The organism is Janthinobacterium sp. AD80 (assembly GCF_002878455.1).
Taxonomy (GTDB): domain Bacteria; phylum Pseudomonadota; class Gammaproteobacteria; order Burkholderiales; family Burkholderiaceae_D; genus Janthinobacterium.
In genome coordinates this window covers 1-19,513 of record NZ_NRDQ01000077.1, presented here as the reverse complement: position 1 = coordinate 19,513, position 19,513 = coordinate 1, and the positions used below count along the sequence as shown (strand labels likewise).

The 19,513-nt window shown below is 61.5% G+C and carries 17 protein-coding genes; 10 read left to right on the top strand and 7 right to left on the bottom strand.

From position 1 onward, the window contains the following. The first annotated feature begins 11 nt into the window (after positions 1-11). Positions 12-1,688, top strand: a complete 1,677-nt coding sequence (locus JaAD80_RS15965) for a PQQ-binding-like beta-propeller repeat protein (RefSeq protein WP_102295414.1) — start codon at positions 12-14, stop codon at positions 1,686-1,688. An 18-nt stretch (positions 1,689-1,706) separates the two neighbouring features. Here JaAD80_RS15965 and JaAD80_RS15960 read toward each other — a convergent pair whose 3' ends face one another. Then, positions 1,707-2,018: a hypothetical protein gene (locus JaAD80_RS15960; RefSeq protein WP_102295412.1), complete on the bottom strand. Its 312-nt coding sequence runs from the start codon at positions 2,016-2,018 to the stop codon at positions 1,707-1,709. 103 nt (positions 2,019-2,121) lie between these two features. Between JaAD80_RS15960 and JaAD80_RS15955 the strand changes: the two genes are divergently transcribed. After that, on the top strand, positions 2,122-2,391 hold the full coding sequence (locus JaAD80_RS15955; RefSeq protein WP_102295410.1) for a MoaD/ThiS family protein: 270 nt from the start codon (positions 2,122-2,124) through the stop codon (positions 2,389-2,391). A gap of 1 nt (position 2,392) precedes the next feature. Continuing rightward, entirely contained in the window at positions 2,393-3,487 is a 1,095-nt protein-coding gene (locus JaAD80_RS15950; protein WP_102295409.1) for a sialidase, read from the top strand. Here the strand turns inward: JaAD80_RS15950 and JaAD80_RS15945 are convergent. Next, positions 3,460-4,083 carry a TetR/AcrR family transcriptional regulator gene (locus JaAD80_RS15945; RefSeq protein ID WP_102295407.1) on the bottom strand — a complete coding sequence of 208 codons (624 nt, stop codon included), beginning with the start codon at positions 4,081-4,083 and terminating at the stop codon, positions 3,460-3,462. The genes JaAD80_RS15950 and JaAD80_RS15945 overlap by 28 nt on opposite strands. Positions 4,084-4,249: 166 nt before the next feature. Between JaAD80_RS15945 and JaAD80_RS15940 the strand changes: the two genes are divergently transcribed. Then, entirely contained in the window at positions 4,250-5,293 is a 1,044-nt protein-coding gene (locus JaAD80_RS15940; RefSeq protein WP_102295430.1) for an MBL fold metallo-hydrolase, read from the top strand. Between the two features lie 6 nt (positions 5,294-5,299). Here JaAD80_RS15940 and JaAD80_RS15935 read toward each other — a convergent pair whose 3' ends face one another. Continuing rightward, entirely contained in the window at positions 5,300-5,632 is a 333-nt protein-coding gene (locus tag JaAD80_RS15935) for a hypothetical protein (protein ID WP_146012409.1), read from the bottom strand. A 458-nt stretch (positions 5,633-6,090) separates the two neighbouring features. On the opposite strand from JaAD80_RS15935, the gene JaAD80_RS15930 reads away from it, so the two are divergent. Further along, positions 6,091-7,101 carry a substrate-binding domain-containing protein gene (locus JaAD80_RS15930; protein ID WP_102295404.1) on the top strand — a complete coding sequence of 337 codons (1,011 nt, stop codon included), beginning with the start codon at positions 6,091-6,093 and terminating at the stop codon, positions 7,099-7,101. 68 nt (positions 7,102-7,169) lie between these two features. On the opposite strand, the gene JaAD80_RS15925 is transcribed toward JaAD80_RS15930, so the two are convergent. From JaAD80_RS15925 to JaAD80_RS15915, 3 genes are all read right to left on the bottom strand, one after another. Further along, complete coding sequence (locus JaAD80_RS15925; protein WP_102295402.1) at positions 7,170-8,264, bottom strand: type I restriction endonuclease; 1,095 nt, start codon at positions 8,262-8,264, stop codon at positions 7,170-7,172. Positions 8,265-8,811: 547 nt separating this feature from the next. Further along, positions 8,812-12,408 carry an indolepyruvate ferredoxin oxidoreductase family protein gene (locus JaAD80_RS15920; protein WP_102295400.1) on the bottom strand — a complete coding sequence of 1,199 codons (3,597 nt, stop codon included), beginning with the start codon at positions 12,406-12,408 and terminating at the stop codon, positions 8,812-8,814. Between the two features lie 194 nt (positions 12,409-12,602). Beyond that, on the bottom strand, positions 12,603-13,544 hold the full coding sequence (locus JaAD80_RS15915) for a LysR substrate-binding domain-containing protein (RefSeq protein WP_102295399.1): 942 nt from the start codon (positions 13,542-13,544) through the stop codon (positions 12,603-12,605). 173 nt (positions 13,545-13,717) lie between these two features. Between JaAD80_RS15915 and JaAD80_RS15910 the strand changes: the two genes are divergently transcribed. Further along, a complete protein-coding gene (locus JaAD80_RS15910; protein ID WP_102295429.1) occupies positions 13,718-14,944 on the top strand; it encodes an HD-GYP domain-containing protein in 1,227 nt (408 codons plus the stop codon). A 91-nt stretch (positions 14,945-15,035) separates the two neighbouring features. On the opposite strand, the gene JaAD80_RS15905 is transcribed toward JaAD80_RS15910, so the two are convergent. After that, the gene (locus tag JaAD80_RS15905) at positions 15,036-16,082 is read right to left on the bottom strand and encodes a GGDEF domain-containing protein (protein ID WP_102295397.1); all 1,047 of its coding nucleotides are present in this window, start codon (positions 16,080-16,082) and stop codon (positions 15,036-15,038) included. A 481-nt stretch (positions 16,083-16,563) separates the two neighbouring features. On the opposite strand from JaAD80_RS15905, the gene JaAD80_RS15900 reads away from it, so the two are divergent. The 4 genes from JaAD80_RS15900 to cpaB all read left to right on the top strand — a co-directional run. Continuing rightward, positions 16,564-16,746 (top strand): Flp family type IVb pilin, encoded by a 183-nt coding sequence (locus tag JaAD80_RS15900; RefSeq protein ID WP_092798663.1) that lies wholly within the window; start codon positions 16,564-16,566, stop codon positions 16,744-16,746. 53 nt (positions 16,747-16,799) lie between these two features. Continuing rightward, a complete protein-coding gene (locus JaAD80_RS15895) occupies positions 16,800-17,333 on the top strand; it encodes a prepilin peptidase (protein ID WP_102295395.1) in 534 nt (177 codons plus the stop codon). A gap of 93 nt (positions 17,334-17,426) precedes the next feature. Next, positions 17,427-18,803, top strand: coding sequence for an ATPase (locus JaAD80_RS15890; protein WP_102295394.1), 1,377 nt, complete (start codon positions 17,427-17,429; stop codon positions 18,801-18,803). Then, positions 18,800-19,513, top strand: a 714-nt coding sequence (gene cpaB / locus JaAD80_RS15885) for a Flp pilus assembly protein CpaB (protein WP_102295392.1), incomplete at its 3' end; no start/stop codon positions are given. The genes JaAD80_RS15890 and cpaB, both read left to right, overlap by 4 nt.

Genomic DNA, 19,513 nt, shown 5'->3' with positions numbered 1-19,513 from the left:
CTGGACATGGCATGACTACTTTCTTGACAGCGCGGCTGCGGATCGCTGCATACCCGTTGACCGTGCTTGGTTTCCTGTCCCTGGCCGCGTGCGGCGGCGGGGGCGAATCGCCGGAACAGGCGATGAATTTGTCGCAGGTCAATCTCAATTGCGTGCAGCAGCCGGGTGAAACCTGCAACAAGGTCCAGGCGACCGTGATGCTTTACGCCAAGGTGACGGACCAGCGGCCACTGTGGGAGGAAAAGCCGTCCGCAGGCAGCAAAGTGTTCGATTCGGTCAACCGTGTCAAGCAGCCTGATGGTTCCTGGCTGATGGACTTCAGCGTCAAGCCGGGCCTGGCAGAAGGCACGTACACAGGGACGGTGGATTTTTCCGTTCTCGTCAGCCCCTTTCCCGGCACGCCCAATTACCAGCCGCGCACAGCCAGCTACAGCATCACGGTGGTAGGCATGAAGGGCACCCTGTCGCCCCTGCGCCAGCTGTCCGGCGCCACCGACTGGGAGGGCTACAACGGTAATGCAGCGCACACGGGCTTCGTGCCCGCCTCGCTGGACGCGAGCAAATTTACGCGCCGCTGGTCATGGAAGAGCACGGCAAGCATCAACGGCGTCAGCACCAGGATCAGTCCGCTGGTCACGGCGAATGGTTACGTGTATTTCAATGAAGAAGTGGCCATAGACGATAGCGCCGAGCGATTCAAATACATCTACACCTACCGCTTGTCGGCCCTGTCGGAAACCGATGGTACCGCGGCGTGGCAAACGGAGCTGAAGCTGGGCGACGTGCTGGGCGCGCCTGGCGTGGCCGGCAACCGGCTGGTCATGGCAGGGATTAACGATGCCTATACCTTCAATGCGCAGTCCGGCGCCAGGCTGGCCGTGGTCCGGCAGCCCAATACCAACGGGCTCCTGGTCGCCACCTCGCAGCTGACGGCGCCGACCTTGTTCGACGGGAATGCCTATCTCGGCGGCAATAATGACGTGATGCGGCTGGATGCGACGACGGGACAGAACCGCTGGTCGACGAGCCTGGACTTGCCCAAGCTGGGCAATGTGGACGAATGGACGCCTGCCGTCAATGCCGGCACCGTCTATAGCAATGCGGCAGGTACCTTGACGGCCTTCAATATTGCCGACGGCAGCAAGCGTTTCAGCGTGGCCGTGCCGGGCCAGGTAATCGGTGGCACTGGCAAGAGCTCCTTGCGCCAGGCGCCCGTGCTGGTCGATGACAATAGCGTGCTGCTGCTGAACCAGCGGCCGTATCCAGGCAAGTCGGTCGACAACAGCTTGAGCCTGGTCGACGCGGGCAGCCGCAGCGTGCGCTGGACGGTCAGCGGCCGCTTCATCACCCAGCCCGTGGTGGCGCGCGGCGTGATTTATGTGGGCAACGACAGTGGCAAGGTGATCGAGGCGCGCAACGTCAGCGACGGCGCCGTGTTGTGGACCTGGCCGCTGGCCAGCGTGGGCGAAGAGGCACTCAATGGCGACTTGATCGTGACCAACAACCTGCTGTTTATAGCTGGCGGCAAGCACACCCATGCGCTCGATCTGGCCAGCCGCCAGGCGGCATGGACCTATCGACTGAGCGGCACCCTGTCGTTGTCGCGCAATGGGGTGCTGTATATCCGCTCGGCGCAAGGTGTGTCTGGCAGCAATATTGGCTATTTGACGGCCATCAACCTGCAGTAACGGCGGGGCGGTGGCCCGCTAGGGCTGGCTACCGCCCTTGAGCCGCTGCAGCAGCGCCTCCACGCTGTCGCCCACGGGCAAGCCGTGGCGGCGCAGCAGCTGCACGTGCAGCACCAGGTTTTCCAGCACCAGCTTGGCCGCCACGGCCAGCAAGGCCAGGTTGCGGTCTTCCGGGCTGAAACTTTCCATGGCGTCGGCCATCTCGCACAGGTGGTTGGCGATCAGCCCGCGCAATTCCTGCTCGTTGAAGGGCAGGTCGGCAAAGTCGATGGGATCGGCCACTTCCACTTCCTGCATCAGCACCGCTAGTTCTTCCGGGGTAATCGTCATGCCTGGCCTCCTTGTGTGCTTGCCTGCATTGTAGGGCATGCGCCATTGCATCATCCGCAAAGCGGACTAGAATGAGTCCAGGCCGACGACGTCGAAGGGCAGCATGGCGCAACTGCATTTTACCCGGCAACTGGCACGCTTTATGGACGTCCCCACGGTGGACGTGGCGGCGCCACGCCTGCGCGCCGCGCTTGATGCCGCCTTTGCGCAGCAACCGCGCCTGCGCGGCTATGTGCTCGACGAGCAGGGCGCCCTGCGTCCCAACGTGGTGATCTTCATCGATGGCGTGCGCTGCCGCGAACGGCGCGTGCTGGATGACGCCTTGCGGCCGGACAGCCAGGTGTATATCTTGCAAGCACTTTCCGGAGGTTGATATGAGTCAGCGCGCGTATCTCGGCACCCGCAAGGGCCTGTTTCAGTTCGACGTGGACGGCGGCGGCGCCTGGCAGCTGGCGCTGGCGCATTTCGCCGGCGATCCCGTGTCCATGCTGCTGCACGACAGCCGCGACGGCGCCCTGTATGCGGCCCTGAACCTTGGCCACTTCGGCGCCAAGCTGCACCGGCGCGATGCCGGGGGCGCGTGGCAAGAGATCGCCGTGCCCGCCTACCCGGCCAAGCCCGAGGACAGCAGCGACACCATCGACTGGACCTTGCGGCAGATCTGGTCGCTGGCGGCCGGTGGCCCTGACCAGCCTGGCGTGCTGTGGGCGGGTACCTTGCCTGGCGGCCTGTTCCGTTCAAATGACCGCGGCGACAGCTGGCAGCTGGTGGAATCGCTGTGGAACGTGCCGCAGCGGGCGCAGTGGTTCGGTGGCGGCTACGACGTGCCCGGCATCCACAGCATCTGTGTCGACTCGCGCGACAGCAACAAAGTGCTGGTCGGCGTGTCGTGCGGCGGGGTGTGGCAAACGCTCGATGGCGGCGCCACCTGGGCCTTGAGCGCGACGGGCATGCGCGCCGACTACATGCCGCCCGAACTCGATGAAAACGAGGCCGTGCAAGACCCGCACCGCATCGTGCGCAGCGCGGGCATGCCCGACGCGCTGTGGTGCCAGCACCATAACGGCATCTGGCGCTCACCGGACGGGGGCTGGCACTGGCAGGAAGTGACGACGGCGCCGCTGTCGCATTTCGGCTTTGCCGTGGCCGTGCATCCGCGCGATGGCGACACGGCCTGGTTCGTGCCGGCGCAGGCGGACGTGCTGAGGATTCCGCACGATGGCGCGCTGGCCGTGACGCGCACGCGCGATGGCGGGAAGACTTTCGAGGTCTTGCGCGAGGGCTTGCCGCAGCAGCATTGCTACGACCTGGTGTACCGCCACGGGCTGGCGCTGGCCGACGATGGGCGCAGTTTATTGATGGCGTCGACCACCGGCGGCGCCTGGTTTTCCGGCGATGGCGGCGCGCACTGGCAGACCATTTCCGCCCACTTGCCGCCCGTTTATGCCGTCTGTTTTGCCACGCTGTAGTAGCACAGGAAGATATCGACGGCCAGTTCCGCCACTTCGCGCTGGCGTGCCGGGCCCAGCAGAGGCTCGCCCATGGTGATCTGCGGCCAGAAGGCAAAGGTTTTTAACGGTGCCATCAGCAGGTGACCCACTTCCAGCGTCTCGCCCGCCTTGATGCGCCCGTCCTGCTGCGCCGCGCGGATCCAGATATTCAGGCCCGTTTCCTTTTCATTCAGGCGCGCCACCATGGCTTGCGCGCGCTCGGGCGAGTGGATGGTTTCGCCGAAGATCACGCGCGCCAGGTCGATGAAGGCCGCATCGCACAGCAGGGCCATTTTTTGCTCGACCAGGGCCAGCACCTGCGGCCGCAACGGCTGGTCGGCAACGTAGGGTACGGCAGGCTGGGCCATGCTGCTTTCCCACATGCGCTGCAGGATTTCCGCAAACAGTTCGTCCTTGCTGGGGAAATGGTTGTACACGGTGCGCTTGGAAACGGCGGCCGTGGCGGCGATCTTGTCCATGCTGGTCGCATCGAAACCATGCTCGCGGAACTCGGCGATGGCGGCATCGACGATGGCTACGCGCTTGCGGTCAGTGAGGCGTTGCGGTAAGGCCATGGCTGAAAATCTCCTTTGAAAACAATATTTTACACCTCCTGGTTTACTTTGCTTGAAATAGGAACTACACTGTGTAGTGTACTTTAATTCTTGCCTTTTACCTACCGGGCCGCATATGCACCTGCACCGCATCTTCTGCATTGTCTTTTTGGGAGTCCTGATCATCATGAGTTCTTGCACCTTGCGCGCCGAGCCTGCGGCGCCAGCTGAATCACCACAACGCCACGACGGCAAGTTCCGCAATCCCGTACCCATGTACAAGCTGGGTACGGCCGCAACGCTCAAGCTGATGTGGACCTTCTTTTTCAACAAGCCGGACAGTACCGTGCCTGTGGCCGCCGTGCCCGTGCAAGCGCTGACCCGGGCGCAGCTGCTGGCCGCGCCCGACAACACCCTGTTTCGCCTGGGACACTCGACCCTGCTGCTGAAATTGAACAATGCCTTCTTCCTGACCGACCCCGTGTTTTCCGAACGCGCCTCGCCGGTGCAGTGGGCCGGTCCCAAGCGTTTTCACCAGCCGCCCATCAGCATCGAAGACTTGCCGCCGATTAAGGCCGTGATCCTCTCGCACGACCATTATGACCACCTCGACCATGCCGCCGTGCTGCAGCTGGCCGCCAAGACGGAGCAGTTCGTCACGCCGCTGGGCGTGGGCGATACCCTCGTCGAATGGGGCGTGCCCAAGGACAAGGTGCAGCAGTTCGACTGGTGGCAGGGCACGACGATCGCTGGCGTAAAACTCGTCGCCACGCCATCACAGCATTTTTCCGGCCGTGGCTTGTTTGATGGTAACAAGACGCTGTGGGCTTCATGGGTCATCGACGCGCCCGAGGTGCGCGTGTTTTTCAGCGGCGACTCCGGCTATTTCGACGGCTTCAAGCAGATCGGCGACAAGTACGGGCCATTCGACGTCACCATGATCGAGACGGGTGCCTACGACAAGCTGTGGCCGGACGTGCACATGCAGCCGGAACAAACCTTGCAGGCGCACCTGGATTTGCGCGGCAAGTGGTTGATGCCCGTGCATAACGGCACCTTCGACCTGGGCCTGCACGCCTGGCATGAGCCGTTCGACCGCATCACCGGGCTGGCGGCGAAACAGGGCGTGCGCCTGGCGACGCCGCAGATGGGCGAAGCGCTCGACCTGGCGCAGCCGAAGGCGGGTGAAAAATGGTGGCTGCCGATGCTGGCAGAGGAAATGGCGCAGTAAAGCTGTTCAGGCCGTCACGTCGATCAGGCGGCCCAGGGTCTGGCCGTAGCTGTTGAGCTGAGGTGTGCTTCTTGGCGCGGCCGGCGCGGCTTGCTGCGGCACGGCCACCTTGATCGCCTGGTCCAGCTGCGGCGCCTTGACGGCGGGCGCCGCGTCGGCTTGTGCTTGCTGGCTGCCGCGCTGCGTCTGGCTCAAGGTTTCCTGCTCCCGCGCCAGCGCCTGGCGGCTTTGCGCCAGTTGTTCGCTGTCGCGTTGCACCTGGTTCTGGCCCTGCTCTACCCTGCGTTGCGCCGTGGCCAGCGATGCCTGCAACTGATTGACGGACGTTAGCGATACCACATTGTTCACCTTTGAAGTAGGTCCAGGCGTGGGCGGAAGAGCGAAACAGAGGGCCGTTGCGCAGTCGCCAAATGCCGGGGGGCATGCGTGTTGGTCTGCGGGTAATCTTTACCTGAATCAAGAGTAGGACAAATTCTCGCACAGTTCCAGTAAATTATGCTTTCTTGATAATCTTATCGTGCGCGTCTGGCCAAGCGTGGTGCAGAAGGCGGTGGTCATGCCCCGGTCAAGAAGTGAGCACCCGCTTGCGTTGATAGTAATTGCCGACCTGCCATGTGTGGTGGATGCTGCAGGACAGGTTGCTTGTGGTGTGAATCAAAATATTATTTTTTATGCAGTAAATAAATTGTTGTTTTTCTACCATGCCGGCGCACGGTATTGCAGGGCCTGTTTGGCGCTCTGGGCTATAATTGACGGTCAGAGTTGGTTTCTTTTGCCATACAGACAGGTAGTTAATAATGAATCTCAAGAGCCTCGCAATTGCCCTTGGCATGTCGAAAACGACTGTCAGCAGGGCGTTGAACGGCTATCCGGAAGTCAATTCCCGCACCCGTGAAATCGTCCTAGCCGCCGCCAAGAAGGTGGGCTACCGGCCCAACCCGCTGGCGCGCAGCTTGGCCGTCGGCCGCACCAATGTGCTCGGCATGATCTACCCCTTGCTGCCCAGCGACCTGGGCGACAGCGTCTTCCTTTCCGTGGTCAATGGCATGTCCGACGCCGTCGAAGCGTCGAAGATGAGCCTGATCATCGCGCCTGTCTCGCCGCAAAACGAACAGCCCTCGTATGAAAACATGGTGCGCGGGCGCCAGGTCGATGGCCTGGTGGTAGGCCGCACCAAGGTGGTCGACGAGCGCATCGCCTACCTGACGAAAGTGGATTTTCCCTTTGTCGCGAATGGCCGCACGCGCATCGACGCGCCGTATGCATATTTTGACTACGACAACGATACGGGCATCGACCTGGCCGTGTCCTTCCTGGTGGTGCATGGCCACCAGCGCATCGCCCTGCTGAGCGCGCCGCTGGATCTGCATTTCGCGCTGGAGCGCAAGGAAAGTTTTATCCGCTGCATGGCGCAGGCCGGCCTGCAGCATGATCCCCGCTATCTGCTCGACAACTCGCTCGACCGCCGCAGCGGCTACCAGGCCATGCAGCAATTGCTGGCCTGCTCGCCGCGTCCCACGGCCGTCATCGTCGACAACCACTTGTCCGGCGTGGGCGTGGTGCGCGCCCTGATGGATGCGGGTGTCGAGATCGGCAAGGACATTTCCGTCATCGTCTGGGGCAACGTGGAAGACACCTTGATCGGCATCAACGTCACCACCATCGACCAGCCCGACCTGCGCCGCGCGGGCGCCAAGATGGTCGAGATGCTGCAATCCTTGCTGGCCGGCACGCTGCCGGAAAAGCTGCAGGAAATCTGGCAACCGGTGCTGTTGCCGGGGGCGACAGTGGGGCGCTGCCCGGATTAAGATGGGTCGTCAAACCAAGTCCGGAACGCGTCCCGGACTTGGCATAACTCGACTTTTTAAGCTACTTCTTACGCTGTTTTATCAGCGTCTTCTGCCGGCAAATGCATCAGGACGGTGGCCTTTAATTGCTCTGCATGCGTGTACAGATCGTCGAGACTGGCTATCGGAAACTTTTCCTCTTCTTTCTTTTGATTGAACAGGCCAACGGCAAGTTTTTCTGTATTGTTGAAGCGTAGCCGGCAAACAGGCTTTCGATTATTGTCGTCTAGCAAAATTGCGCAGTAGCTCTGCGAATCACGCATGACAATACGGCGTGAACTGACGACGCCGCGCAGTATCGCGCGGATGATATGCAGCCCTTCTATTTCTTCTGGTGTCGTGATGATAGGGTTTTCAACTACGCCTTCAGGAGGAATGACAGGTGCCAATTCTTGGACTGGCGATGATTCCGGCGTCATTGCACCTTTGAGGCGATCATTGATACGCTCCCCCAACAACTGCTCAAATGCCCGTTTGGTAATGACGGCAAACTGGTCCTTGACGGCAGGTGTGAAGCGCTTCCCGCTAAGTAAATCTGATGACAATATTTTGACAAATTCTTCGGACGGGTTGTACATCCATTCAGCTAGCCGATTCTGGATGGCGCGCGTATATTTCAGGTCGTTCGCTGTCGTTAAGATGGTATCGACATCGAATAGAGATTTTGCAAATTTCTTGAGTTCATCCACGTCCCGTTCTTTAAAATCAAGAATATGGAACTCGAAGAACGGTTTTTCGTCCATCTTGTTGGGTTGTTCGAGGTCGGTGAAGAATTTATAGGTGAGGCCATTTGTTAATACACCGAAGCGTGCCGCCGTTACATGAAAATATCTGAACAGCTGCCCAGCATGGTTGATGCTCAAGTCACCGCCACTTTTCTTACATTCGAAGAGAATAATCGGCTTGCCATCACTCAGAATGGCGTAATCGACTTTTTCTCCCTTTTTTGTCCCCACGTCTGCAATTAATTCTGGTGTCACTTCCGTGGGATCGAATACGTTGTAGCCCAACATCTGGATGAAAGGCATGATCATCGCGTTTTTTGTGGCTTCCTCCGTCTGGATAATATCCTTGGTCGCTGTGATTCGGGAGGCAAGTGCTCTGAGCTGGTCGATTAAATCCATTGCTTTTCCTATGACGTGGGTAGAAATGCGTGAACGTACTCGCTTCTATCGAAAGTACAGAATGAACGAATAAGTTTTGCACGAATATCACCTGCATGGCAATAAAAATCGATCGTTATGAAAAAGCAGATTCGGGGCAGTGAAAATAACTTCGATAACTTAAACAAAATTATCTACGTTGATATGATGATCATTTTAATATTATTTAAAAATATAAGAACTTCCATGTGAATTATTGTAATTTGCGATGCGTATAGATTTCTAGATAAGGTGATATTTCTTTGGATAAAATCAGGCGACAGACCCTGCTCATTGATTTCATGTGATAGTGGATAGTGGATCGTGATCTGATTGAGGCAGCGCGATCGTCTGGAAGACCCTGTGCTTATCAATGTGCCAGTAAGTAATTGATTTTTATGAAGAATATGTTGTTGTTTTCTGAAGTGTTGGGAAGTAGTGCCATCATGAAGAAAAAAATGCGCTATGCCGGCAGTGTGTACCGCTGCCGGCATAGCGCATTGCGACCTAAGCGTGTTTGTTTGGAATCTTACGCCGCGTGCTTACTCCCATCGGCCAGCTTGGCCAGCAAGCGCGCCTTGTCCTGGCGATACGTGGCAACAGCGGCTTCCTTGACGTGGCCGAAGCCGCGGATTTTCTCCGGCAGGGACGCCAGTTCCACGCAGGTGGCCAGGTTGTCCGCCGTCAGGTTGACCAGCAGTCCGGCCAGCAGTTCGCGGTATTCGACGATGAGGGCGCGTTCCATCTTGCGTTCCTCCGTGTAGCCGAAGATGTCGAAGGTGCCGCCGCGCAAGCCTTTGGCTTTCGCCAGCAGCTTGAAGGCGCGCCACATCCAGGAGCCGAACTCCGCTTTCACGAGGTGGCCCTTGGCATCTTTCTTGGCGAACAGCGGTGGCGCCAGGTTGAATTTCACGGAGAAGTTACCTTCGAACTGCTGCTGCAATTGCTCGACGAAACGGCCATCCGTGTACAGCCGCGCCACTTCGTATTCATCCTTGTATGCGAGCAATTTGAAGTAGCTTTTCGCCACGGCCATCGACAGTTTCTGGCCCAGCCCGAGGGTGTTTTCGCGGTCGCGCACCTGTTTTACCAGCGTCGCATAACCGTCCGCATACGCGGCGTTCTGGTAGGCGGTGAGGAATTCCACGCGCTTCTTGATGACGCTGTCGAGGCTTTGCGGCATCTGCACGATGATGGCTTGCGCCGGCGTGGCGATCTGCGTCACCTTGCGCACGTCGACGGCGGCACGGCGGCCCCACAGGAAACTTTTCTTGTTCGCCTCGATGCCCACGCCATTCAACTCGATGGCGCGCAGCAGGGCCGCTTCCGTCAGCGGGATACGGCCCTTTTGCCAGGCGTAGCCGAGCATGAACAGGTTGGCGGCGATGGAGTCGCCCATCAGCGCGGTGGCCAGTTTGGTCGCGTCGATGAAGTCGGCCGCGTCGGCGCCGCCCACGGATTCCTCGATCAGCTGGCGTACTTCGGCCGTCGGATATTGCCAGTCGGCATTCTGCGCAAACGTGCCCGGCGGCTGCTCGTGCAGGTTGACGACGGCCAGGCTGCGGCCCGGACGCATTTTCGACACGGCATCCTGCGCGCCGGCCGTCAGCATGTCACAGCCCAGGATCAGGTCCGCTTCGCCGGTGGCGATGCGCTGGGCGCGGATATGCGCGGGGGAACGGGCGATTTTCACGTGCGAGGTGACGGAGCCGTTCTTTTGCGACATGCCCGTCATGTCCAGCACGGATGCGCCCTTGCCTTCCAGGTGCGCCGCCATGCCCATCAGGGCGCCGACGGTGATGACGCCCGTGCCGCCGATGCCGTTGATGAGGATATTGTACGGCGCGTCGCAAGCGGGCAGTACCGGTTCCGGCAACGGGCCGAAGTTGTCCGTCTCGCCCGGCTTGCCGGCGCCCGTCTTGGTTTTTTTCAGGTTGCCGCCCTCGACGGTAACGAAGCTGGGGCAGAAGCCCTTGGCGCACGAATAATCCTTGTTGCACGAGGATTGGTCGATGGTGCGCTTGCGGCCAAATTCCGTCTCCTTCGGCAAGATCGACACGCAGTTCGATTGCACGCCGCAGTCGCCGCAGCCTTCGCAGACGGCGTCGTTGATGACCATGCGCTTAGGCAAATCCGGATATTCGCCTTTTTTGCGGCGCCGGCGTTTCTCGGCGGCACAAGTCTGGTCGTAGATCAGCACGGACACGCCGGCTACTTCGCGCAGTTCGCGCTGCACGGCATCCATGTCCTTGCGGTCGTGCAAGGTCAGGTGGGCTGGCAGGTTGCTGCGGTCGCTGTAGCGCGTTAAATCTTCCGTCACCAGCGCGATGCGGGCGATGCCTTCGGCCGCCACTTGCTGCGCCATCATCGGCACGGTGATCAAGCCGTCCACGGGCTGGCCGCCCGTCATGGCGACGGCGTCGTTGTAGAGAATCTTGTAGGTGATGTTGACCTTGGCCGCCTGCGCGGCGCGAATGGCCAGATAGCCGGAATGGAAATACGTGCCGTCGCCCAGGTTCTGGAACACGTGCGGCAATTCCGAGAACGCGGCCTGGCCGATCCACGGCGCGCCTTCGCCGCCCATGTGGGTGGTCAGCTTGTTCATTTCCGGGTAGATCGAGGTGGCCATCACGTGGCAGCCGATGCCGGCCAGCGCCAGGCTGCCGTCGGGCACCTTGGTCGAGGTATTGTGCGGGCAGCCGGAGCAGTAGAAGGCGGGGCGGAACGGCGTGTTCACGGCTTTCTTCAAGACCGCATCCTTGGCGTCGAGGAAACTTAATCTCGCCTTGATCAGGTCGCACGTGACGGGGTCGGAAATCAGGCGCGCGATGCGGCTGGCGATGACTCTTGCCACTTGCGAGACGGAAAAGTCCGCCTTCGATGTCAGCAGCCATTCGCCGCGCGGCGCCACCCATTCACCCTTTTCGTCGAACTTGCCGATGACGCGCGGGCGCACGTCGTCGCGCCAGTTGTACAGCTGCTCTTTTAATTGGTATTCGACGATTTGGCGCTTTTCTTCGACGACGAGAATCTCATCGAGGCCTTGCGCGAATTCGCGCACGCTGTCCGGTTCCAGCGGCCACGGCATGGCCACCTTGAACAGCCGCATGCCGACGTCGGCCGCCATCTGCTCGTCGATGCCCAACTCTTCCAGCGCTTCGAGCACGTCCAGATACGATTTGCCGGAGGCAATGATGCCCAGCTTGGCGTTCGGGCTGTCGATGGTGGTGTGGTTGAGCTTGTTTTCGCGCGCGTAGGCCAGGGCTGCATAGATCTTGTAATCCTGCATCAGCGCTTCCTGGTTGCGCGCCTGCTGGCCCAGCGGGATGCTCGACAGGCGCGCGTTCAGGCCGCCTTCGGGCATGATGAAATCCTGCGGAATTTTCACTTCCACGCGGAACGGGTCGGCGTCGATGGAAGCCGACGATTCGACCGTGTCGGCCAGGGCCTTGAAGGCCACGGTGCAGCCGGAAAAGCGCGACATGGCCCAGCCGTGGATGCCCAGGTCCAGGTATTCCTGCACATTGCACGGATACAGGACGGGGATCATCGAGGCGGAGAACAAATGGTCGGACTGGTGCGGCAGGGTTGACGAATAGGCGCCATGGTCGTCGCCGGCCACCAGCAGCACGCCGCCCAGTTTCGCCGTGCCCGCATGGTTCATGTGCTTGAAGACATCGCCGCAGCGGTCCACGCCAGGGCCCTTGCCGTACCACATGGCGAACACGCCGTCGTACTTGGCCGGACCGATCAGGTCGACCTGCTGCGAACCCCAGACGGCCGTCGCGGCCAGGTCTTCATTGACGCCGGGCACGAACTGCACGTGGTGCGCTTCCAGCTGCTTTTTCGCTTTCCACAAGTTTTCATCGAGGCCGCCCAAGGGCGAGCCGCGGTAGCCGGAAATGAAGCCGGCCGTGTTCAGTCCGGCGGCCTGGTCGCGCAGGCGCTGCATCATGGGCAGGCGCACGAGGGCCTGGATGCCGGACAGGAAAATGGCGCCGGAAGTGGCCGTATATTTGTCGTCGAGGCTGACGGTGGTCAAACGGGAAGTGTCTGGGGGCGTAGATGGCGCGGCACCGGCGTTTCTAGCGAACGCTGCGGAGCCGTTTTCCGTGGTTACGGACATGGCTGTCTCCAAAATGGTGTTTCAGATTGCGGCTGTACAAGGGACGCGCCCGGTAAGGCGCGCACTGTGCAGACGGGCTGGCCGCGTGTGGGCGGCACATAACTATTTTAAATTTAAAATAGTTAACGTGGTCAGTGTAGAACGGGGATGGGGAAGGGGCAAATACGCTTTGCCGATGGGGGTATAAGAAATACTTATGACGCAGGCGAGAGCACATGCGCCCCCACCCAACGCCCGCTCCCGCACAGCTCGGCAGCCACTTGCAGCACGAGGTTTTTCACGGCGTTGCCCGCATTGGTGAGGGGGATGTTTTTCGAGGCGCACAGGGCCACCGTGCGCGACAGGACGGGGCTGTGGATGGCGTAGCTGCGCATGGCGCCGCTGTCGAGTTCTGCCAGCAGGGGCGCGGCCGGCAGGATGGTGGCGCCCATGCCGGCCAGGATGGCCGACTTCAGGATGGCGATCGAATTGATTTCAATGATGTTGGCGGCCGCCAGGCCCAGTTCGCGGGCGCGGCTGTCGATGCGCGGGCGCACGCCATGTTGCAGGCCCGGCAGGATCAGGGTGGCGCTCAACGCCTGCGGGAAAGACAGCGCCTTGCCGGCGGGCGCGAAGGGGGAATCGCTGCGGCAAATGAAACACATGGCTTCTTCCACCAGGGGGCTGCAGGTAAACGGCGTCAGCTGGCCATCGTCGAACAGCACGGCCAGGTTGATGCGGCCCGATTTCAGCTGTTCATTGAGGTTGCCCGTGATCTCTTCCGTCAGCTGCAGGGTGATTTCCGGGTAGCGCTCGCGCGCGGCCAGCAGCAAGGGCAGGGCCAGCGCGCCGGAAATGCTGTGCGGCAGCCCCAGGGTGACATTGCCGGACGGCCGCGTGGCGCTTTGCGTGACGGCCGAACGGGCGTCGGCCACCTGCTTCAGGATGGCTTGCGCGTGTTCGTAAAACACCTTGCCCGCATCGGTGCTGAGCACGCCTTGCGCCGAGCGGTGCAGCAGCTGCACGCCCAGTTCCTCTTCCAGCTGGCGCAGCTGCTGCGTCAGGGCCGGCTGCGCCACGTGCAGGACCAGGGCCGCGCGCGACAGTGAGCCGTGGTCGACGATGGCAACAAAGTAGCGTAATTGGCGCAGTTCCATGGATCCCAGACGCGGTGCGTGCGCGATTGCCCGGCAAGTGCCGGCAACAGTGCGGTGATGGTAAAAATCGGGCTGTTGCGCCACGTTGCCACAGGCGGCCAGCGCAATAACATTTTTGTTATACTCATTCTAGCGCCTCCGGTGCTCCAGCCGTGTATTTGTGGGATGACAGCATGCTCAAGAAAGTTGATTCCGCGCAATTAAAAGTCGGCATGTACATCCATGACCTCAGCTGCGACTGGATGACGCATCCGTTCGTACGCAACCGTTTCCTGCTGCGCAGCGAGGAGGAAATCCGCAAGATCGTGCAGGCGGGCATCCACGACGTGGTGATCGACAGCGGCAAGGGCCTTGACGTGCAGGACGCGCCCACCGTGGCGCAGGCCAATGCGGAAACGGAACGCGAGCTGGTGCAGATCGCCTCGGCGCCGCAAGTGGTCACGCGCGTGTCGCTGGGCATGGAACTGGCGCGCGCCACGCAGGTGCGCCGGCAAGCGTCGAGCCTGGTGCGCACGGTGATGGCCGACGTGCGCCTGGGCAAGGCGGTCGAGATCGACCGCGTGCAGCACACGGTGCAAGATATCACCGAATCGATCCTGCGCAATCCCGGCGCCCTGGTCGGCCTGCTGCGCATCAAGAGCAAGGACGATTACACCTTTTTGCATTCGGTCAGCGTGTGCGCGCTGCTGGTGGCGTTTTGCCGCTCGCGCGGTCTCGATACGGCCACCACGCACCAGGCGGGCCTGGGCGGCTTGCTGCACGACACGGGCAAGGCGCTGGTGCCCGACAGCGTGCTGAACAAGCCCGGCCCCCTGACGCCGGAAGAATTCATCCAGATCAAGCGCCATCCGCGCGACGGCTACGACATCTTGCTGCAGTCGCCGGAAGTGGGGCCGATACCGCTCGACATCACCTTGCACCACCATGAACGACGCGATGGCAGCGGCTATCCGGACCAGCTGGCCGGCGACGCCATCAGTGAACTGGCGCAGATGGCCGCCATCGTCGACGTGTATGACGCGCTGACTTCGGATCGCAGCTATCACAAGGGCATCCCCGCCGCCGAAGCCTTGCGCAAGATCTATGAATGGAGCAAATTCCACTTCAATCCCGTGTTTGCGCAGGACTTCATGCGCTGCGTGGGTATCTATCCGGTAGGCACCATGGTGATGCTGGAATCGGGCCGCCTGGCCGTCGTCATCGAGGCGCACGAAAGCAATTTGCTGGCGCCGAAAGTGAATGTATTTTTCAGTACGAAAAGCAAGACCTACATCAAGCCGGAAACAGTCGACCTGTCGCGCGGCTTCGGCTTCGGCGGCGCCGACAAGATCGTCGGCCATGAGTCGGCCGCCAAGTGGCAGGTCGATCCCATGCGCTTTCTTTCCCTCGCGGATGCCTGATCAGGTTTGTGGGTGTTGAGCGGGCGCGAAGACAGTCGCGCCAGCAACGCCGCCATGGGCGCTCAGCTGAACTTTCTCAGGTGCTGAACACTCAAAAGAATTCCGCCGTGTCGTTCGAGGCGATGGTGGTCAGCATGCCCTTGGCGACGAGTTCGTCATAGTGGCAAGCCAGGTTGCGGCCGTGGCTCTTGGCGTAGTACAAGGCCTGGTCGGCGCGGCCGAGGATGATGACGGGTGCCTCGTAGGCGTTGATGCTGACGAAGCCGACGCTGACGGTGACTCGTCCCACTTGCGGAAAATCATGCGCTTCCACGTTGGTGCGGAAGCGGTCGATGATTTTCTGCGCGTTTTCCAGGGTGATCGAGCGCAGCAGCACGACGAATTCCTCGCCGCCGAAGCGGAAGATGCGGTCTTGCGAGCGGAACGACGATTGCAGCTGGTTGGCGATCAGGATCAGCACTTCATCGCCGTACAGGTGGCCGAACTTGTCGTTGACCAGCTTGAAGTGGTCGACGTCGATCACGGCCAGCCATTGGCGCTCCGTGTCCGTATGCTGGCGCCGTTCCTCGTCCGCGGGACGCGGCTTGTCCGCTTCCGGCTCGCCGCGGCTTTGCAGGATTTTTGCCAGCTGGTCGTCGAAGGTCTTGCGGTTCAACAAGCCGGTGAGCGAGTCGCGCTCGCTGTAGTCGAGCAGGTTCTGGAAATTGCGGTAGACGCTGACGATGCCGCCGATCACCTGGATGGTGGCGCCCGTGTACGGCGTGGGATTGGTGATTTCCAGGCAGGTGGTGACCTGGTCGCCGATCCAGATGGGCAGCCACAGCAGGTGGCGGCCATCGGCGCACAGGGTATCGGCGCTCGCTTCATGGCGCGCGATGCAGGCGGCCAGCGCCGGGTAGTCCGACACCGGCTCACCGGGCAGCGACGGATCGGGATTGTCTTCCATGCGGGCCACGCTGCCCGCCACGATGATGGCCCGCGACCGCACGAACACCTGGCCACGCACGGTGGTCAGGGCCAGCACACGGGTCTGCGACGCGGAAGCGAGTTCCTGGACCGCCGAGATCACGGAAATGTCGAGCATCGTGTGGTCGCGGTGCCCGGTCATGTCCACCATGTGTTTCAGTAGGGAATCCATTGTCGTTCTCTGGAAAGTAGTCACACAAGTGTCGTCATACCAGCATTGCATCAAGCAAGAGCATGTTCGCGTCCGTCTACAAGAAGCCAAGATTTATTTGGTGGCATGACGCTCTGTACCGCCGGGCGAGAGGCCTTTCCAAAGAAGAGCTAAGCAGGATAATGTCTTTTTGCCTAATAGGCAATTAACGTATGCAATATTTCATGTAAATACATGAGATTCCTGTCCGGCGTTGTAAAAAACTTGCCCTGACGCAGACATTCAATCTTTACCGCAACATTTGTCGGCGTCCACCGTCATTTCAACAGCGTTTGATAATTTCCATGTGGAAACTTGTGACGCATCAATTTGCCAAAACATGGCCGCTCTATAGTCAATGCAATGGCGCAGAAATTTACGGCAGGAAACATATTAGCAGGAATGGGCAATGTTTCACACCCGATTGCGCCAGGGACTTGTGATTCACTTTTGGGAGCTTGTCATGCATACCTTCCTGTCGGCAGTACAGCAATTCGTCAAGGATGAGGATGGGATTACGGCGATCGAATACGGCTTGATTGCGGCATTGATGGCCACCGCCATCACTGCCGGTTTCCTGCTGATCAAGACCAACTTGCTGACCGTCCTCACCGACATTTCTGCGAACCTGGTGTTGACGCCCTAAGCGGGTGCCCGCTGCCGGCCGGCCGGTGGCGGGTTTTTTTCAGGAGGTGCCGCATGCCTGCCTATGCCGTATTCGACCTGCTGCTGCTGTGCTTTGTGACCGCCGCCGCCGTCAGCGATTTGATCCGCCGCAAGATTCCGAATCTCCTGGTGCTGTCCGGCATCCTTGCCGCGCTGGCCCTGCATGCATGGCTGTGGCCGCAGCAACTGGCCGTGCTGTGGCTGGGCGGCATGGCCACGGGATTTTTTCTTTTTTTACCCCTGTACGCGCTGCGCGGCATGGCCGCCGGCGATGTCAAGCTGATCGCCATGGTGGGGGCCTTTGCCGGTCCCTGGCCGGTGCTGCAGATTTGTTTTGCCACCTTTGTGCTGGGAGGCCTGATGGCCGTGCTGATGATCAGCTACCAGGGCAAGTGGCGCGCCTGCCTGCGCAATGTGCGTCAACTGCTGTGGCCGATGATCGCCCGCATGGCCGGCATTCCGCTGGCCCCGGCGGCCATGGGCGGCGGCGCCAGCGTGGGCAATATGCCCTACGGGCTGGCCATCGCCCTGGGCAGCCTGGCGGTGCAGGGGCAGCATTATTTCTGAGTGGCATTCATTGCTCTTGATCAATGGCCGCCAGCACCCGCTCGCTAGAATGATTTCTGTGCAATGCAGTCTTAACCGGCTTGGAGAAGCAGCATGACCGAGGTCGACTATTCCCTGAACACCGACAGCGTAGCGCGTCCTGCCGACGCGAACCTGATGCCGCCTTTGCCGCCGCAGCCGAAGAGCTTGCGCGAAACGGGACTGGAGCGGCAACTGGTGGTCGAGCTGATCGCCAAGCTGCTGTTCGTCGATGGGCGCACGCATCTGTCGGCGCTGACGACGCGGCTGCGGCTGTCGCTCAACGTCTTGCGCGAAGTGCTCGATTTCATGGTCGGCGAACAGGTGGTGGAAGTGGCCTGGCGCGGTGAATCCGATATCGAAGTGCAGTATCAGTTGACGGGAAGCGGCAAGCAGCGCGCCACGGCTTTTCTCGAGCGCTGCGCGTATATCGGCGCCGCGCCCGTCACCCTGGAAGCCTACCGCGCCATGGTGGCGCGCCAGTCGTGGCGGGCACAGGAGCAGCGCATCGGCAGCGACGACCTGGCTGCTGTGCTGGGCGGCGCGCATGCGGGGCCGGGCATGCTCGACGTGGTGGGCGCGGCCCTGCATTCGGGGCGCTCGCTGCTGCTGTACGGTCCGCCGGGCAGCGGCAAGTCGACCCTGGCGCTGCAGCTGGGGCAATTGCTGCACGGGCTGGTGGCCGTGCCCTACGCCATCGTCGCCGGCCAGGACATCATTCAACTGTACGACCCGGCGCAGCATCTGCCGCCGGCGCCGCAGCACGTCAGCCACGCGCGCCAGGCGCTGGAGCGGCGCAGCACGGACATCCGCTGGGTGCTGTGCCAGCGTCCCGTGATCCACGTGGGCGCCGAGCTCGACGCGGGCATGCTGGAGCTGCGCCACGACGCGGGCGGCGGCTGCTACCAGGCGCCGCCGCACGTGCGCGCCAACAATGGCATGCTGGTCGTCGATGACCTGGGTCGCCAGCGCCTGAGTGCGCCGGAACTGCTGACGCGGCTGATGCAGCCGCTGGCGCGTGGCGTCGACCAGCTGGGCTTGCCGGGCGGCGTGAAGCTCAGCATGCCGTTCGACAATGCCCTGGTGCTGGCGACGAATGTGCCGCCGGGCGAGCTGCTCGACCCGGCCTTGCTGCGGCGCATCGGCTACAAGGTGCATGTGGGGCCGTTGGCCGACAGCGCCTACCGCGCCCTGTTCCGCCAGCAATGTCACCTGGCCGGCATCGGCGTCGATGAAACGGTGCTGCAGCATTTGCTGCAGCAGCTGCATGGCGCGGGCGGGCGGCCCTTGCTGGCCAGCTATCCGCAGGAATTGTTGTCGCGCATCAGCGACTTCGCCGGCTTTGCCGGAAGCGCGCCGCGCCTGACGGTGGCCGCCCTGGAACAGGCGTGGGCCAGCCTGTTTGCCAGCTGCGATTTGCCGCCGGCCGCCTTCTGCGAGAGCATCGCATGAAAAACCGGCGCGCCCTGTTGATGATGGGCCTGGCGATCGTGCTGGGCTTGCTGGCGGTGCTGCTGGCTTCGCACTGGCTGCTGCGCCAGGCGCCGGCCGGCAAGGGCAAGATCGTCGTCGCCGCCAGCGATGTCAACCTGGGCCAGCGCCTGTCGCCCGAGATGCTGCGCCTGGCTGAGTGGCCGGCGGAAAGCCTGCCGCAAGGGGCGCTGCAAGATACGGCGAAACTGGCCGGCCGCGTGCTGAAAACCAGCGTGCTGCGCGGCGAGCCGCTGAGCGAAGCCAAGCTGGCGCCGGCCGGCACCCTGGGCGGCCTGTCGGCGCTGATCACGGAAGGGCGGCGCGCCATCACCGTGCGTGTCAACGACGTGGTCGGCGTGGCCGGTTTCGCCTTGCCGGGCAACTATGTCGACATCATCGTGAGCACCCATCAGGACGGTGGGCGGGAAGGCGGGCAGGGCCGCAGCATTTCCAAGATCGTGCTTGAACGCATCCTGGTGCTGGCCGTGGCGCAGGAGGTGGGCCGCGACGAGACCAAGCCCCGCGTGGTCAATGCGGTGACCCTGGAAGTGACGCCGGCACAGGCGGAAAACCTGGACCTGGCGCGCAGCGTGGGCAGCCTGTCGCTGGTATTGCGCAACCAGGTCGACCCGCAGCCGGGCGTGACGGCGGGGGCGACCAAGCTGACCTTGCTGGGCGGGCCGTCCGAC

Bases quoted from the DNA above. Each gene is read 5' to 3' on its own strand.
- JaAD80_RS15965 (WP_102295414.1), top strand. From the start codon at position 12: ATGACTACTTTCTTGACAGCGCGGCTGCGGATCGCTGCATACCCGTTG.
- JaAD80_RS15960 (WP_102295412.1), bottom strand. From the start codon at position 2,018: ATGACGATTACCCCGGAAGAACTAGCGGTGCTGATGCAGGAAGTGGAA.
- JaAD80_RS15955 (WP_102295410.1), top strand. From the start codon at position 2,122: ATGGCGCAACTGCATTTTACCCGGCAACTGGCACGCTTTATGGACGTC.
- JaAD80_RS15950 (WP_102295409.1), top strand. From the start codon at position 2,393: ATGAGTCAGCGCGCGTATCTCGGCACCCGCAAGGGCCTGTTTCAGTTC.
- JaAD80_RS15945 (WP_102295407.1), bottom strand. From the start codon at position 4,083: ATGGCCTTACCGCAACGCCTCACTGACCGCAAGCGCGTAGCCATCGTC.
- JaAD80_RS15940 (WP_102295430.1), top strand. From the start codon at position 4,250: ATGAGTTCTTGCACCTTGCGCGCCGAGCCTGCGGCGCCAGCTGAATCA.
- JaAD80_RS15930 (WP_102295404.1), top strand. From the start codon at position 6,091: ATGAATCTCAAGAGCCTCGCAATTGCCCTTGGCATGTCGAAAACGACT.
- JaAD80_RS15925 (WP_102295402.1), bottom strand. From the start codon at position 8,264: ATGGATTTAATCGACCAGCTCAGAGCACTTGCCTCCCGAATCACAGCG.
- JaAD80_RS15920 (WP_102295400.1), bottom strand. From the start codon at position 12,408: ATGTCCGTAACCACGGAAAACGGCTCCGCAGCGTTCGCTAGAAACGCC.
- JaAD80_RS15915 (WP_102295399.1), bottom strand. From the start codon at position 13,544: ATGGAACTGCGCCAATTACGCTACTTTGTTGCCATCGTCGACCACGGC.
- JaAD80_RS15910 (WP_102295429.1), top strand. From the start codon at position 13,718: ATGCTCAAGAAAGTTGATTCCGCGCAATTAAAAGTCGGCATGTACATC.
- JaAD80_RS15905 (WP_102295397.1), bottom strand. From the start codon at position 16,082: ATGGATTCCCTACTGAAACACATGGTGGACATGACCGGGCACCGCGAC.
- JaAD80_RS15900 (WP_092798663.1), top strand. From the start codon at position 16,564: ATGCATACCTTCCTGTCGGCAGTACAGCAATTCGTCAAGGATGAGGAT.
- JaAD80_RS15895 (WP_102295395.1), top strand. From the start codon at position 16,800: ATGCCTGCCTATGCCGTATTCGACCTGCTGCTGCTGTGCTTTGTGACC.
- JaAD80_RS15890 (WP_102295394.1), top strand. From the start codon at position 17,427: ATGACCGAGGTCGACTATTCCCTGAACACCGACAGCGTAGCGCGTCCT.